This window comes from Collinsella sp. CLA-AA-H302, from assembly GCF_040093305.1.
Lineage (GTDB): Bacteria > Actinomycetota > Coriobacteriia > Coriobacteriales > Coriobacteriaceae > Collinsella.
Genome location: NZ_JBBNJW010000003.1, coordinates 18,480 through 32,471, shown reverse-complemented (window position 1 = coordinate 32,471; position 13,992 = coordinate 18,480). Strand labels below are relative to the sequence as shown.

General features: G+C 59.0%; 10 protein-coding genes. 4 read left to right on the top strand and 6 right to left on the bottom strand.

Annotated elements, in window-relative coordinates:
- Positions 1–146: 146 nt before the first annotated feature.
- Positions 147–1,175 carry a LacI family DNA-binding transcriptional regulator gene (locus tag AAAV21_RS02715; RefSeq protein ID WP_089573627.1) on the bottom strand — a complete coding sequence of 343 codons (1,029 nt, stop codon included), beginning with the start codon at positions 1,173–1,175 and terminating at the stop codon, positions 147–149.
- Positions 1,176–1,358: 183 nt separating this feature from the next.
- Here AAAV21_RS02715 and murB point away from each other — a divergent pair, with 183 nt between their 5' ends.
- Positions 1,359–2,321 carry a UDP-N-acetylmuramate dehydrogenase gene (murB, locus tag AAAV21_RS02710; RefSeq protein WP_349107277.1) on the top strand — a complete coding sequence of 321 codons (963 nt, stop codon included), beginning with the start codon at positions 1,359–1,361 and terminating at the stop codon, positions 2,319–2,321.
- Between the two features lie 228 nt (positions 2,322–2,549).
- On the opposite strand, the gene AAAV21_RS02705 is transcribed toward murB, so the two are convergent.
- Positions 2,550–3,755 (bottom strand): CHAP domain-containing protein, encoded by a 1,206-nt coding sequence (locus AAAV21_RS02705; RefSeq protein ID WP_117790814.1) that lies wholly within the window; start codon positions 3,753–3,755, stop codon positions 2,550–2,552.
- A gap of 266 nt (positions 3,756–4,021) precedes the next feature.
- Between AAAV21_RS02705 and galE the strand changes: the two genes are divergently transcribed.
- From galE to AAAV21_RS02690, 3 genes are all read left to right on the top strand, one after another.
- Positions 4,022–5,083, top strand: coding sequence for a UDP-glucose 4-epimerase GalE (galE, locus tag AAAV21_RS02700; protein WP_006235870.1), 1,062 nt, complete (start codon positions 4,022–4,024; stop codon positions 5,081–5,083).
- 208 nt (positions 5,084–5,291) lie between these two features.
- Entirely contained in the window at positions 5,292–6,809 is a 1,518-nt protein-coding gene (gene malQ / locus AAAV21_RS02695; protein ID WP_349107275.1) for a 4-alpha-glucanotransferase, read from the top strand.
- 128 nt (positions 6,810–6,937) lie between these two features.
- Positions 6,938–9,205, top strand: coding sequence for a glycogen/starch/alpha-glucan phosphorylase (locus AAAV21_RS02690; protein WP_349107274.1), 2,268 nt, complete (start codon positions 6,938–6,940; stop codon positions 9,203–9,205).
- Between the two features lie 379 nt (positions 9,206–9,584).
- Here AAAV21_RS02690 and ugpC read toward each other — a convergent pair whose 3' ends face one another.
- The 4 genes from ugpC to AAAV21_RS02670 all read right to left on the bottom strand — a co-directional run bounded on the left by ugpC (position 9,585) and on the right by AAAV21_RS02670 (position 13,950).
- Positions 9,585–10,784, bottom strand: a complete 1,200-nt coding sequence (gene ugpC / locus AAAV21_RS02685; protein WP_055252176.1) for a sn-glycerol-3-phosphate ABC transporter ATP-binding protein UgpC — start codon at positions 10,782–10,784, stop codon at positions 9,585–9,587.
- A 68-nt stretch (positions 10,785–10,852) separates the two neighbouring features.
- Positions 10,853–11,692 carry a carbohydrate ABC transporter permease gene (locus tag AAAV21_RS02680; protein ID WP_117564839.1) on the bottom strand — a complete coding sequence of 280 codons (840 nt, stop codon included), beginning with the start codon at positions 11,690–11,692 and terminating at the stop codon, positions 10,853–10,855.
- Positions 11,692–12,546 carry a sugar ABC transporter permease gene (locus AAAV21_RS02675; RefSeq protein WP_099432301.1) on the bottom strand — a complete coding sequence of 285 codons (855 nt, stop codon included), beginning with the start codon at positions 12,544–12,546 and terminating at the stop codon, positions 11,692–11,694. Before AAAV21_RS02675 ends, AAAV21_RS02680 begins: the two co-directional genes overlap by 1 nt.
- 87 nt (positions 12,547–12,633) lie before the next feature.
- Positions 12,634–13,950 carry an ABC transporter substrate-binding protein gene (locus AAAV21_RS02670; protein ID WP_055252173.1) on the bottom strand — a complete coding sequence of 439 codons (1,317 nt, stop codon included), beginning with the start codon at positions 13,948–13,950 and terminating at the stop codon, positions 12,634–12,636.
- Positions 13,951–13,992: the final 42 nt, after the last annotated feature.

The following is a 13,992-nucleotide window of genomic DNA, read 5'->3' as shown; positions in this document are numbered from 1 at the left end:
AGTATATTTGCTAAAACGTTTTATCATGGTGAAAAAACGTTTTATCACCCTTATCAATCCCATCGATTAGCAAAACGCGACATTCACCTGCGGCGTTGATTGTCACAGGTGCTCCACATTCGGTCTCTGCAAATTGGTAAACGTGTTTAGTTGTGTTTAGTAAGCTCGAGCACGCTGTCCTTAACGATAAGCTCCGGCTCCAGAACGACCTCTTCGGCACGCCTGCCGCCCCTACCGGCAAGACGCTTGGACATGCAGCCAAAAGCATGCTCCGCAAGGACACCAGGGTCCTGCTCAATCGCGGTCAGCGCCGGCTCAAAGAGAACGTCGGCCGCCGAGTTGTCATAGCTCACCACCGAGATATCGCCCGGGATGCTCTTCCCCATCTCGTGTAAGCGCTTGAGCAAACCGAGGGCAATGTTATCTGAGCTTGCGAACACGGCAGTGGCGTCAGTTGCGAGCACTGCCTCCGAGGCCTCGTATGCGCTCGGAATGTAGTACTCGCTCTCAAACTCCAAACGCGCGTCGATCGGCAGGCCAACCTCGCGCAGCGCGCGCTCATAGCCGGCAAGTCGCTTGCGACCCGTATTGGAACGGCGGGCATTAACCAGGCAGGCAATACGGCGGTGGCCTTGCTCGATCAGATAGCGGGTGGCCATATAGCCGCCCATCTCGTGGTCGAACATCACCTTGTCGCACTCGAGCCCCTCAATGGCACGGTCGACCATTACGGCCGGGATGGGCAGGTGGCTGACTTCTTCGCGCAGGGCGCGATCATCGGAGAACTCGTCACCCACCACCAGGAAGACGCCATCAACGCCGCGCGTCACCAGCTGGCGCAGCAGCTCCAGATCGTCATCGGCGCTTCCGCCCGAGCTGGTAATGAAGAGCGCATAGCCGTCCTCGCGGCAGCGCTTTTCCAGGCTACCGGCGAGCGAGGCAAAAAAGCGGCTCTCGATGTTAGGGACGATAAGGCCCAGCGTGCGCGACTCGCGCATGACCAGGCTGCGCGCAATCTGGTTGGGAACATAGTGGTTGCGCGCCGCGACCTCTTTGATGAGCTTGCGGTTTTCTTCCGAGATGCGACAGGGCCGATTATTGAGAACAAGCGAGACCGACGAGGGGGAAAGCCCCACCTCCTGGGCGATCTGCTTGAGGGTGACTTTGTTGGCCATCTCGCTCCTTCCGGGTTTACGCGCAATCTCTTGAAAGTATAGCGACTACCCCTCTACCTCGGTGATAAACACTTTACCAATCCGGTGGACGGCTGTTTTATCGCCGCCAGCGCACCAAATCCGTCCGGGTGGGGTATATTGCAATCGATTGATGACAACGACCACCAAAAGGCGGATATTCGTATGCACGAGAACGATTTTTTTAACGAGGACCTGCTGTGCGCGCTCGCTGGCGTTGCCGGCGAGGACAACGTGCTGATGAGCGAGCCCATGCGCGAGCACACCACGTTTAAGATCGGCGGTCCGGCCGACGTCTTTGTCACGCCCGATACTGAGCAAGGCCTCGTCGCCACGCTCGATACCTGCTATCGCTGCAATCTACCACTCACCATCGTGGGCAACGGCTCCGACTTGCTCGTCGGCGACAAGGGCATCCGCGGCGTCGTCGTAGCGCTGGGCGAGGGCCTCTCCGACATTACGGTCGACGGCACGCACGTCACGGCGGCAGCCGGCGCCTTGCTTTCCGATGTCGCAGCCGCGGCAGCCGAGGCCGGCCTTACCGGCATGGAGCCCATCTCGGGCATTCCCGGATCGGTCGGCGGTGCCTGCTACATGAACGCCGGAGCATACGGCGCCTGCATGGCCGATGTGCTGGAGTCCGTGCGCGTCTACAAGCCCGCCCGCATGCTCGACGACGGCACCCGCGGTAGCGGCAGCATTATCGAGTTCGATGTCGATGAGCTCAACCTGGGCTATCGCAAGAGCCGCATTGCCGACGACGGTTTCATCGTGCTTTCGGCCACTTTCAATCTCGCCCCGGGCAACGCCGCGATGATCAAGGCCGACATGGACGACTACCGCCAGCGCCGCGAGGACAAGCAGCCACTCGACATGCCGAGTGCCGGCTCCACCTTCAAGCGCCCCGAGGGCCACTTTGCCGGCAAGCTCATCATGGACGCCGGCCTGCGAGGACACGCCATTGGCGGCGCGCAGGTGAGCGAAAAGCACTGTGGCTTCATCGTCAACGCCGACCACGCCACCGCCGCCGATGTCGACGAACTCATCCGCCACATCCAAACAACCGTCAAAGACCAATTCAACGTAGACCTAGAACCCGAAGTCCACCGAGTAGGCGAATTTTTATAAAAAGAAGGCCCCGAAAGGGGCCTTCACTTTCTTTAATTCAGATAAACCAGTCCGGTGTGTGACGTATTGGACCCGAGAGGTCCGTGGCTGCCCGAAAGGCATTAGGTTGATCGCGAGTTCCGCACGAGCCGGAGAGCACTTAATGTGCTCTCCGTGCGAGCAGGACTGTCCGAGCAGGCAACCTAATGCCTTTCGGGCAGCCACGGACCAACTTACTTCAAACCGCAGCTACGACAGCGCAATACCGCCAAGCCAGCCCCAACGCACGCCAGAGCCAGTACCATAGAAGCTAATAAACGAATCAAGCGACTTAGACGTAATGGCACCCTCGTTGCTCATAACGATGCCGCCGCCAACGTAGATACCCACATGACCGTAGATAAGGCCCGGAGCACCCGTGCCGCTGTGCGAGGAATCGGCCACGATCATGCCCACCTGCAGCGCCGAGCGGTCGGAGCTATAGCACCAGGCGTTGAACATGTCACACGCGTTGCCGCCAAAATAGCCCACGCCGGCATTGCGGAAGACGTTGGTAACCCAGGCAGCACACCAGCCCTGGCCGGGAGAAGGCGTCGAGTAGCACGCATTGACGACGGCCTGCTGCTTGCCCGAACCGCCCGTCTGTTGCGGGGTGCCGCCGGCATACGAGCCGCCACCCGAGCTCGAGCCACCCGAAGAAGAGCCCGTGTTCGCAGAGGCCGCGGCTGCCGCAGCCGCCTTCCTAGCGGCCTCCTCAGCCTGGGCGGCAGCGAGGATCTCGGAATCGCGCTGAGCCATGAGTTCCTTGACGTCGTCGGAAAGACCGTTCAGCACGGTCTGGACTTCTTGCTGCTTGGCCTGCATATCCTGCATCTGAGCCGTCTGCTGGTCCTTGAGTTTCTCCAGGTCGGCCTTTTGTGATTCGAGCTCGGTCTTCTGTGCGTCGAGCTCAGCCTGAATCGTCTGGATATCCTCGATGGCATCGCGGTCGCTCTTGTTGATCTTCTCAACGTAATGCGCGTTGGCGACGAGTTCCTCAAACGAGCCAGAGGCCAGCAGCAGCGACAGGATGTTCGTGCCGCCGGACTTGTAGCTGGCGGCCACGCGATCGGAAAGGTCGTTGCGCTTCTTCTTGAGCTCGGCCTTCTTTTCATCGATCTGGGCCTGCGTGTCGTCAATCTTGCCCTGGACATTCTCGATGTCATTGAGGGTCTGGGCATTCTTGTTGGCCAGCGCCGCATACTCATTTGCGATGCTGTCGAGCTGGGCCTGAACCTCGTCGAGCTGGGCCTGGGCGGCATTCAATTTATCGGTGGTTTCTTTGGAAGCCTCCGCCGCATGGGCGCGAGTGGGCAGGCCAAAAAGAACTGCCGCAGAAGCGGCGCCGAACAGGGCCTTAAGGGCAGTGCGGCGCGAGAGCTCCTGGGAAAGGATGGAATCGCTGTTTGGTGACATATGTACTCCGTTACATGCTTATTTATATGTCGCTCAACTCATACATATTAGCGTACATATGGCGCGTCCCAACGATTTCCACGAACGGCAGGAAACTACAAGGTCGGCGGCTCGTAAGCAATTGTCAAATTTGAGGTAACAATTGAGCAAGCTCTTATATGAGTACGTTAACATAATCCTCTGCTTTTCCTACAGTGCACCATTTGGGCGTCCCCGCCTGCGCTATACTCCCCTCTAGAAGTGTTCCTGATTCGATAGGAGACTACATGTCCAAAGCACTCGACCCCAAAGACACCTGCGTCCTCGTTACCGGTGGCGCCGGCTTTATCGGCTCGCACACCGTCGTTCAGCTGCTCGAGGGTGGCTACCAGGTCGTCATCGTCGATGATCTCTCCAACTCCAGCGCCGTCGCCGTCGACCGCGTCAAGACCATCGTGGGCGACGAGGCCGCCAAGAACCTCACCTTCTACGAGGCCAACGTGCTCGACCGCGATGCGATGAACAAGATCTTCGATACCCATCAGATCGACCGTGTCATCCACTTTGCCGGCTTTAAGGCCGTCGGCGAGTCGGTGAGCAAGCCCGTCGAGTACTACCACAACAACATCGAGAACACCCTGGTGCTCATCGACGTCATGCGCAACCATGGCTGCAAGTCCATCATCTTCTCGAGCTCCTCGACCGTCTACGGCGACCCGGACAACCCGCCCGTCACCGAGGAAGATCCCAAGAAGCCCGCAACCAACCCCTATGGCTGGACCAAGTGGATGATCGAGCAGATCCTTATGGACGTCCACACCGCCGACCCCGAGTGGGACGTCGTGCTGCTCCGTTACTTCAACCCCATCGGCGCTCATCCGTCGGGCCTGATCGGCGAGGACCCCAAGGGCATCCCCAACAACCTGGTGCCCTATGTCGCCCAGGTCGCCGTGGGCAAGCTCGAGGCCGTTCAGGTCTTTGGCAACGACTACCCCACCCCCGACGGCACCGGCGTGCGCGACTACATCCACGTGTGCGATCTGGCCTCTGGTCACGTTGCCGCCCTTAACTGGATGAACGGCAAGACCGGCGTCGAGATCTTTAACCTGGGCACCGGCACCGGCACCTCGGTACTCGAGGTCGTCGCCGCCTTCTCCAAGGCTTGTGGCAAGGAGCTGCCCTACGTGATCCGCGAGCGCCGCGCCGGCGACATCGCTGCCAACTGGTGCGATGCCTCCAAGGCCGAGCGCATGATGGGCTGGAAGGCCCAGTACGACATCGCGGACATGTGCCGCGATAGCTGGAACTGGCAGAGCCACAACCCCAACGGCTTCGCCGACGCCGAGTAGCAAAAACCTACATACCGTTCTTGCCCCGATCTCACGTTGTGAGGTCGGGGCTTTTTCATGGCATGTAGCCATTCGCCGAAAATCGACCAACTTTTTTATCTTGCCTGTACATGTTTAAACAACATGTTTTACAATAGGCGTATCGAATCAGAACATCGGAGGCGGACTGCACACCCATCGGCAGGCCGACCCCACAACAAGAAGGTTGGTGAGCGCATTCATGGAGCGTGCAAGCGGCGTCCTCATGCCCGTCTCATCTCTGCCCGGACCATACGGAATCGGCGGCTTTGGCTGGAATGCCTACGACTTCGTCGATTTTCTCGCCTCGTGCAAACAACATTACTGGCAGATTCTGCCCCTTACGACGACCAGCTATGGCGATTCGCCTTATCAGTCGTTCTCGGCCCGCGCAGGCAACCCCAACTTTATCGACTTTGCCGAGCTTATCGAGGCAGGGTATCTGGAGCAGCGCGATATCGATGGCGTGTATCTGGGATCCGACCCCAGCAATGTCGACTACGGTGCTATCTTTGGCGGCCGCCGTCAGATTCTCGACCGCGCCGCCGAGCGCTTTGCTGCCGACAAGCCGGCCGATTTCGATGACTTTATCCAGGCCAACGAGGACTGGCTCATCCCCTACTGTGAGTTCATGACCGTCAAAGAGGAGTGCGGTCTCAAGGCGTTTTGGGAGTGGCCCGCGGAGCTCCGCACCCGCGGCGAGGCTTCCGCCAAGGTCTGCGCCGACCATCCGGCGCGTATGCTCTACCACCAGATGACGCAGTACTTCTTCGATCGCCAGTGGAGCCGCCTCAAGGCCTATGCCAACGAGCGCGACATTCTCATCATCGGCGACCTGCCCATCTATGTCTCGCGTGACTCCGTCGAGATGTGGGCGACACCTGAGCTCTTTAAGATCGACGCCGCCGGCAATCCCGTGAGCGTCGCCGGCACGCCGCCCGACCAGTTCTCGGCCACCGGCCAGTACTGGGGCAACCCCATCTACGACTGGGACGCCATGGAGGCCGACGGCTTCTCCTGGTGGGAGGGCCGCATTCGCGCCGCCCTCGACATGTACGACGTCATCCGCCTGGATCACTTCCGCGGCTTCGAGGCCTATTGGGAGGTGCCGTTCTCCTCGCCTGATTCGTCCTACGGTTCGTGGACGCAGGGTCCCGGCCTCAAGCTCTTCAAGACACTCGAGGAAAAGCTCGGCACGCTGCCCATCATCGCCGAGGACCTGGGCTTCCTCACCCCCGGCGTCATCGATATGCGCGACAACTCGGGCTTCCCCGGCATGAAGATCCTGCAGTTTGCCTTTGAGGGCACCAACTCGTACTACCTGCCGCATAACTACATCGCCAACACCGTCGCCTATGTGGGCACCCACGACAACGAGACGGCGCGCGGCTGGTTTGAGGGAACGGCCACCCCGCGTCAGCGCGAGCAGGCAGCCCTGTACACCCATCAGCAGGCCGGCGAACCCATGGCAGATGCACTCAATCGCACCATCGCCGCCAGCGTGAGCGACACGTGCATCTACACCATGCAGGACCTGCTTAACCTGGGCAATGAGGCGCGCATCAACACCCCTGCCACCCTGGGAGGCAACTGGACCTGGCGCATGCTCGACGGCGCCATCACCCGCGAGCTCGAGCACAAACTCACCGACTGGACCGAGACCTACTTCCGCATCCCGTCGGAAGCCGAAATCGAGCTTCCCCAATAGGAGCTACCGCGCCCGACCCCTCCCCACCGTGCGGACGCGCTTGCTTACCCGCGCGAGGCCACCCCAATCCCCTCGCGCGGGATTCTTATGAATTGCAGACATGTAATCAACCCATTACTGGAGGAAACATGCCCCAAATTAACCTCATGGAACTCGCCGAGCAGTCTTTTGGCACCTCTCTCGAGCAGCTCGACAACCGTCGCATTTACAAGCTGCTGGTCAAACTCGTGCAGGAGCGCTCCGCCGCCTGCCCGCTCAACAACGGCAAGAAAAAGCTCTATTACATTTCTGCCGAATTTTTGATCGGCAAGCTGCTCATCAACAACATGATCGACCTCGGCATCTACGACGAGGTTAAGGACCAGCTCACCGCCGCAGGCCACGACCTCAACAAGATCGAGGAGTTCGAGGTCGAGCCGTCGCTCGGCAACGGCGGCCTGGGCCGCCTGGCCGCGTGCTTCCTGGATTCCATTGCCACGCTGGGCTTGACCGGCGATGGCGTGGGCCTCAACTATCACTACGGCCTGTTCCGTCAGCGCTTTGTCGACAACCAGCAGAAGGCCGTCCCCGACGAGTGGCTTGGTGAGCAGGACATCCTAGTCGACGATAACCGCTCCTACACCGTCGAGTTCGGCGATTTTGCCGTTACCTCCAAGCTCGTCAACATCGACGTGCCCGGTTACGGCCAGCCCACCAAGAACCGTCTGCGCCTGTTCGACCTGGCGAGCGTCGACGACGGCCTGGTCCCCGGCAGCTCCATCGACTTCGACAAGACCGAGATCGCCAAGAACCTCACCTTGTTCCTCTACCCCGACGATTCCGACGAGCAGGGCCGCCTGCTTCGCATCTACCAGGAATACTTCATGGTGAGCAACGCCGCCCAGCTCCTGATCGACGAGGCCATCGAGCGCGGCAGCAACCTGCACGATCTGGCCGACTACGCCGTGGTCCAAATTAACGACACACACCCCACCATGGTCATCCCCGAGCTCATTCGCTTGCTCACCACCGAGCATGGCATCGAGTTTGGTGAGGCCGTGACCATCGTACGCTCCATGGTCGCCTACACTAACCACACGATTCTTGCCGAGGCGCTCGAGAAGTGGCCGCTCGCCAGCCTGCAGAAGGTCTCCCCTGCCATCGCCGACATTATCGTCAAGCTCGATGAGATCGCGAAGGCCGAGCACGATGACCCGCGCGTCGCCATCATCGACGAATACGACACCGTCCACATGGCCCACATGGACATCCACTTTGGCTTCTCCATCAACGGTGTAGCCGCCCTCCACACCAAGATCCTGGAGGACACCGAGCTTCATCCGTTCTACGAGATCTATCCCGAGAAGTTCTCCAACAAGACCAACGGCATCACCTTCCGCCGCTGGATCCATGGGGCCAACCCCGCGCTCGCCAGCCTGCTCGACGATGTGATCGGCACCGACTGGCGCAGCACCGGCGACCTGAGCAAGCTTGCCGAATTCGCCGACGACAAGGATGTTCTTGAGCGCCTGGCCGCCACCAAGTCCGAGGCCAAGGCCATCATGCGCCAGTTCATGGCGCTCGAGCAAGGCGTGACTATCCCGTCCAACGCCATCATCGATGTTCAGGTCAAGCGTATCCACGAGTACAAGCGCCAGCAGATGCTCGCGCTCTACATCATCTGGAAGTACTTCGATATCAAGAACGGCAACAGGCCTAAGCACCCTGTCACCATCATCTTTGGCGGCAAGGCGGCGCCTGCCTACACTATCGCGCAGGACATCATTCATCTGATCCTGACGCTGTCGCAGTGGATTGCAAACGACCCCGACGTGGCTCCCTACCTGCAGGTTGTCATGATCGAGAACTACAACGTCACCGCCGCCGAGCGCGTGATCCCTGCCGCTGACATCTCCGAGCAGATCAGCCTGGCCTCCAAGGAGGCGAGCGGCACCTCCAACATGAAGTTCATGCTCAACGGTGCCCTGACCCTGTGCACACTCGACGGTGCCAACGTGGAGATTGCCGAGCTCGTGGGCGACGAGAACATCTATACCTTTGGTGCCTCGTCCAAACAGGTCGAGCAGCTCTACGCCGACGGCACCTACAACGCCGGTGCGCTCTACCGCAAGCCCGGAATTAAACTGCTGGTGGACTTCATCACCAACCCGGCCTTTATGGCAACCGGCAACGCCGAGCGCCTGCAGCGCCTGCACGACGACATTAAGGGCAAGGACTGGTTTATGGCCCTGCTCGACATTGAGGAGTACATCCAGACCAAGGAGCGCGTGCTGGCCGACTACGAGGACCAGGACGCCTGGATGCGCAAGGCGCTCATCAATATCGCCAACGCCGGCACCTTCTCGTCCGACCGCACCATCTCCCAGTACAACGACGAGATCTGGCACCTGAACTAATTTCGCTTCCCTTACCCATCCTCTTGAGAAACGGAGTCGTGGCAACACGGCTCCGTTTTTTGTGCCCGCACGTTACTCTGTGACCCGACTCGACCAAACAATCTCGATCTATAACAGGTGGCCGGCAAATTTGAGCCTACCTGTTACAGATCGAGACAGACAGAAACGCCCTGCCGAAGTATCTCAATCTGTAACATCTAGACCCGATTTGGCCCTTTACCTGTTACAGATTTAGACAAACCGTCAGACGAACAGCCCCAACACCACAAAGAAAGGCTCCCCTCTCGCCCAGTGGACGGGAGGGGAGCCTTATATGTGACCGCGGCAAAAGGATGGCAATACCGCAGTCGCCCAAAGGAAGGGCCTGGTTGCACCGGGCCTAGATAAGGTTCTTGCCAGAGACCTTATCGAAGAGGTGGGTCGCGTTCTTCTCAAACTTGAACCAGATGGGATCGCCCGCCTTGAGCGCACCCTTGGCCTCGAGGTCGACGACGGGGATAATTAGGACAAACTGGCCGTCGGGAGCGGTCACGTGGACATGCTCGGTCGAACCCATGAGCTCGGTCACCTCGACGGTACCCTGGAGCGCACCCTCCTCGTCCTTGTCGGCAAGCAGAATCTGCTCGGGGCGCACGCCGGCCGTGATCTCCTTCACGTCGCCGCCGTCCCAGTTGAGAGCAAGCTGAGCGCAGGTCTCGGGGGCGAGCGCCACGTTCATATCCTCGGTCTTGACGGTAAAGCCGTTGCCCGAGCGCACCAGCTGGGCATCGAAGAAGTTCATCTGCGGCACGCCGATAAAGCCGGCGACGAAGATGTTCGCGGGATGGTTGAAGACCTCCTGCGGGGTGGCGATCTGCTGGACGACGCCGTCCTTCATGACCACGATGCGGTCGCCAAGGGTCATGGCCTCGGTCTGGTCGTGAGTAACGTAAATGAAGGTGCCCTTGATCTCGTGACGCAGCTTAATGAGCTCGGCACGCATCTGGTTACGAAGCTTGGCATCCAGGTTGGACAGTGGCTCGTCCATCAAGAAGACCTTGGGGTCACGCACGATGGCGCGGCCGATGGCGACGCGCTGACGCTGGCCGCCGGAGAGCGCCTTGGGCTTACGGTCAAGGTACTCGGTAATACCCAGGATCTCGGCAGCGGAGCGAACCTTGCGGTCGATCTCGTCTTTGGGGACCTTCTTGAGCTCGAGCGTAAACGCCATGTTCTCGTACACCGTCATATTGGGGTACAGAGCATAGCTCTGGAACACCATGGCGATGTCGCGGTCCTTGGGAGCGACGTCGTTGACGCGCTTGCCATCGATGAGCACATCGCCCGAGGTGATATCCTCCAGGCCGGCGACCATGCGCATCGTCGTGGACTTACCGCAGCCAGAAGGGCCAACGAGGACGATGAACTCCTGGTCGTGAACGGTGAGGTTGAAGTCCTCTACAGCGAGCACACCGTCCTCGGTAACCTTAAGGTTGTGTTTCTTCTCCTCGGTCTTCTTCTTTTTGCCAAAGAAGCCCTTCTTTTTTGACTCGTTGTTGGGATACACCTTCTGAACATGTTTGAGAACGATCTCGGCCATGTCTTTACCTTTCGATACGCGGCGCCGCGCTGAGGGGCGCCGCCAAAACTTGCAAAACAGTTACGGCATCAGCCCTTGACGGCACCTGCCACAACGCCGTCAATGATGTACTTCTGGCAGAAGATGTACATGATGACGATGGGGATGACGACCATCATGATGCATGCCATCATGGGGCCGAGCTCGACGTGGCCATAGCCGCCGCGGAAGTACTGGATCAAGATAGGAATGGTCTTGTACTTGGTGGAGTCGAGCGTAAGGTAGGGCAGCAGGTAGTCGTTCCAGACCCACATGGTCTCGAGAATGCCGACCGAAAGATAGGTGGGCTTCATGATGGGAAGGACGATCTTAAAGAACACCTGGACCGGGTTGCAGCCGTCAATCATGGCCGCCTCCTCGATCTCGAGCGGGATGTTCTTTACAAAGCCGGCGAACATAAAGACCGCCAGGCCCGCTCCAAAGCCCAGATAGATAAAGCAGATGTTGAACGGCGTATTAAAGCCGATGCGGTCCGCCAAATTGGACAGCGTGAACATGAGCATCTGGAACGGTACGACCATCGAGAACACGAACAGGTAATAGAAGAAGTTCGAGATCTTGTTGTTGACACGAACCACGTACCAAGCGCACATGGAGCAGCACACCAAGATCAGCACGACCGACGTGACCGTGATGATGAGCGAATACATAAACGCCGAGGCAAAACCCTGCTCGTTTAAGGCATGCACGTAGTTTGCAAAGCCGTTGAACGTCTCGGGCGTGAGCAGATCGAACGCCGTGGTGGTGCTGATTGCGGTCCCCTTCTTAAAGGAATTGAGCGCAATCATGAACACGGGGTAGATCCACGCGAGCGACAGAATCGTAAAGAAAATCGAGAGCGCGCGGTTGATAGCCTTATCGCGTTTCATTACTGCTGCACCTCCTTGGACCTCGTGGCCTTAAGCTGGATCATGGAAATAGCGACAACCAGGATGCAGAAGATAACTGCCTTGGCCTGACCGATGCCCTGCCATGCGATGCCAGCACGCGAATAGAACGTGTTGTAGATGTTCAGGGCGAGCATCTCGGTGGAGTGCGCCGGGGCGCCACCGGTAAGGGCGAGGTTCTGGTCGAACAGCTTAAAGCCGTTGGTGATGGACAGGAACAGGCAGATGGTGATGGTCGGCATCAGGTTGGGGATCTTAACCTTCCAAAACGTCTGCCATGCCGTAGCGCCATCGACCTTGGCGGCCTCGATGTAGTCAGACGGAATGGACTGCAGACCGGCGATGTAGATGATCATCATGTAGCCGACCTGTTGCCACAGGGTCAGGATGATAAGGCCCCAGAAGCCAGCGGCGGAGTTGAGGGCGATAAGCTGGGCACCCACGTTGGAGAGCAGGCAGTTGATCAGAATCTGCCAAATGTAACCCAGCACAATGCCGCCGATCAGGTTAGGCATAAAGAAGATCGTACGGAAGATGTTGGTGCCCTTGAGCGCCTTGCGGGTGAGCGCCTGCGCAATGGCCAGCGCGATCACGTTGATGAGCACCGTCGACAGGAAGGCAAACGCCACGGTAAAGAAGAACGACGTGGAGAACTGCGGATCCGTCAAGGCACGCACATAGTTCTCGATACCGACAAAATGCGCGTTGTTAATGGTAATAAACTGGCAGAACGAGAGATAGAAGCCCTGGATAAAGGGGATCACGAACCCGATCATAAACGCCAGGCACGTGGGCAGCATAAAGAGCGGCCACCAGCGCTTGAGTGCTTTGCCCATAGAAGGGTCCTTTCAATATGCAGGGGGCGGGCAAACCTACGTCTGCCCGCCCCCTGTCGCTAATCAGATAGCTTGGGCAGCAACTGCTTACTCGGAAGCAGCCTTCTCGGTCTTCCAGCCATCGACGAAGGCGTTCTTGACGCCGTCCCACTTGGTGTTGTCGGCAGCATAGGCGATCAGAGCCTGCTTGAGGTTCTTCTTCCACTCCTCGGAGGGGATGTAAACGAAGTCCCAAGCGACAGTCTTCTTGCCGTCCTTGGCCATAGCAACGGCCTGCTGAGAGAAGACGTTGGTGGTCTCCTTAGCGCTCTTGAACGGGGCGGTCAGACCCATCTTGTCAGCGATGATGCTGGTGGCGGTGTCAGAAGTGACGCACCAATACATGAAGTCCTCGGTGGCCTTCTGGGCATCCTCGGAAGCCTGGGAGCTGACGCACCAGTAGTTCTCGCCGCCGGAGCACAGGCCCTGGTTCTCCTCGCCGTCGACGCCGATGTAGATCGGCAGCATGCCGAGCTGGTCGTCGGTCATACCGGCCTTGGTGAGGTCGGCGTAGGCCCAAGAGCCGTTCTGGTAGAAGACGGCCTTGCCGGTTGCGAACTCGTTGGTGGCGTCGTCACCGGTCTTGGAGGCGAGCTGCGAAGGATCGCAGGTGGAGTCGGTGATGTACAGGTCGAAGATCTGCTTAAAGTTGTCGAGATACTCGCCCTTGATCTCGTCGTCCTCCTGGTTGTGCTCCTTCTCGAACTCGTAGTAGAGCGGGAGGTTGGCGAGGTGGGTGGTGTAGCGCCAGCTGGAGGAGTCATCCATGCCGGCGGAAGTGAAGGCACCGTCAACGCCGAGCTCGTCCTTGCGGGCCTGGATGTCATCGGCGCAAGCCTTCAGCTTGTCGAAGGAGTTGATGTCCTCGGCCTTGTAGCCGGCCTTCTCGAGGAGCTCCTTGTTGTAGATGATGCCGTAGCTCTCCTGAACCCAGTCGATACCCAGATCCTTGCCGTCGGACTGCAGCGCCAGGGAGTCGTCGATGAGCTCGCCGCGGAGCTTGGTGTCGGAAAGATCGGCGCAGTAGTCCTTCCAGTTCTTAAGGCCGGTGGGGCCGTTGACCTGGAACAGCGTCGGAGCGGAGCTCTTGGACATCTCGGACTTGAGCTTCTCCTCGTAGGTGTTGGAGGCGGCGGTCACGATCTTGACCTCGACGCCCTTCTCCTTCTTGTACGCCTTGGCGATCTCCTTCCACTCCTTGTCGACCTCGGGCTTGAACTGGAGGAAGTAAACCTCGGCAGCGTCACCAGAAGCAGAGGAGCCAGAGCCGGCAGAACCACCGCAGCCCACGAGGCCCAGACCAAGAACCGCAGCCGCGGAACCAGCAAAGCCCAGGAACTGCCTTCTGCTCATTTCGTTCTTCATTACAATCCACCCTTTCACACCGTGGCGGCACCCTTTGCCGCC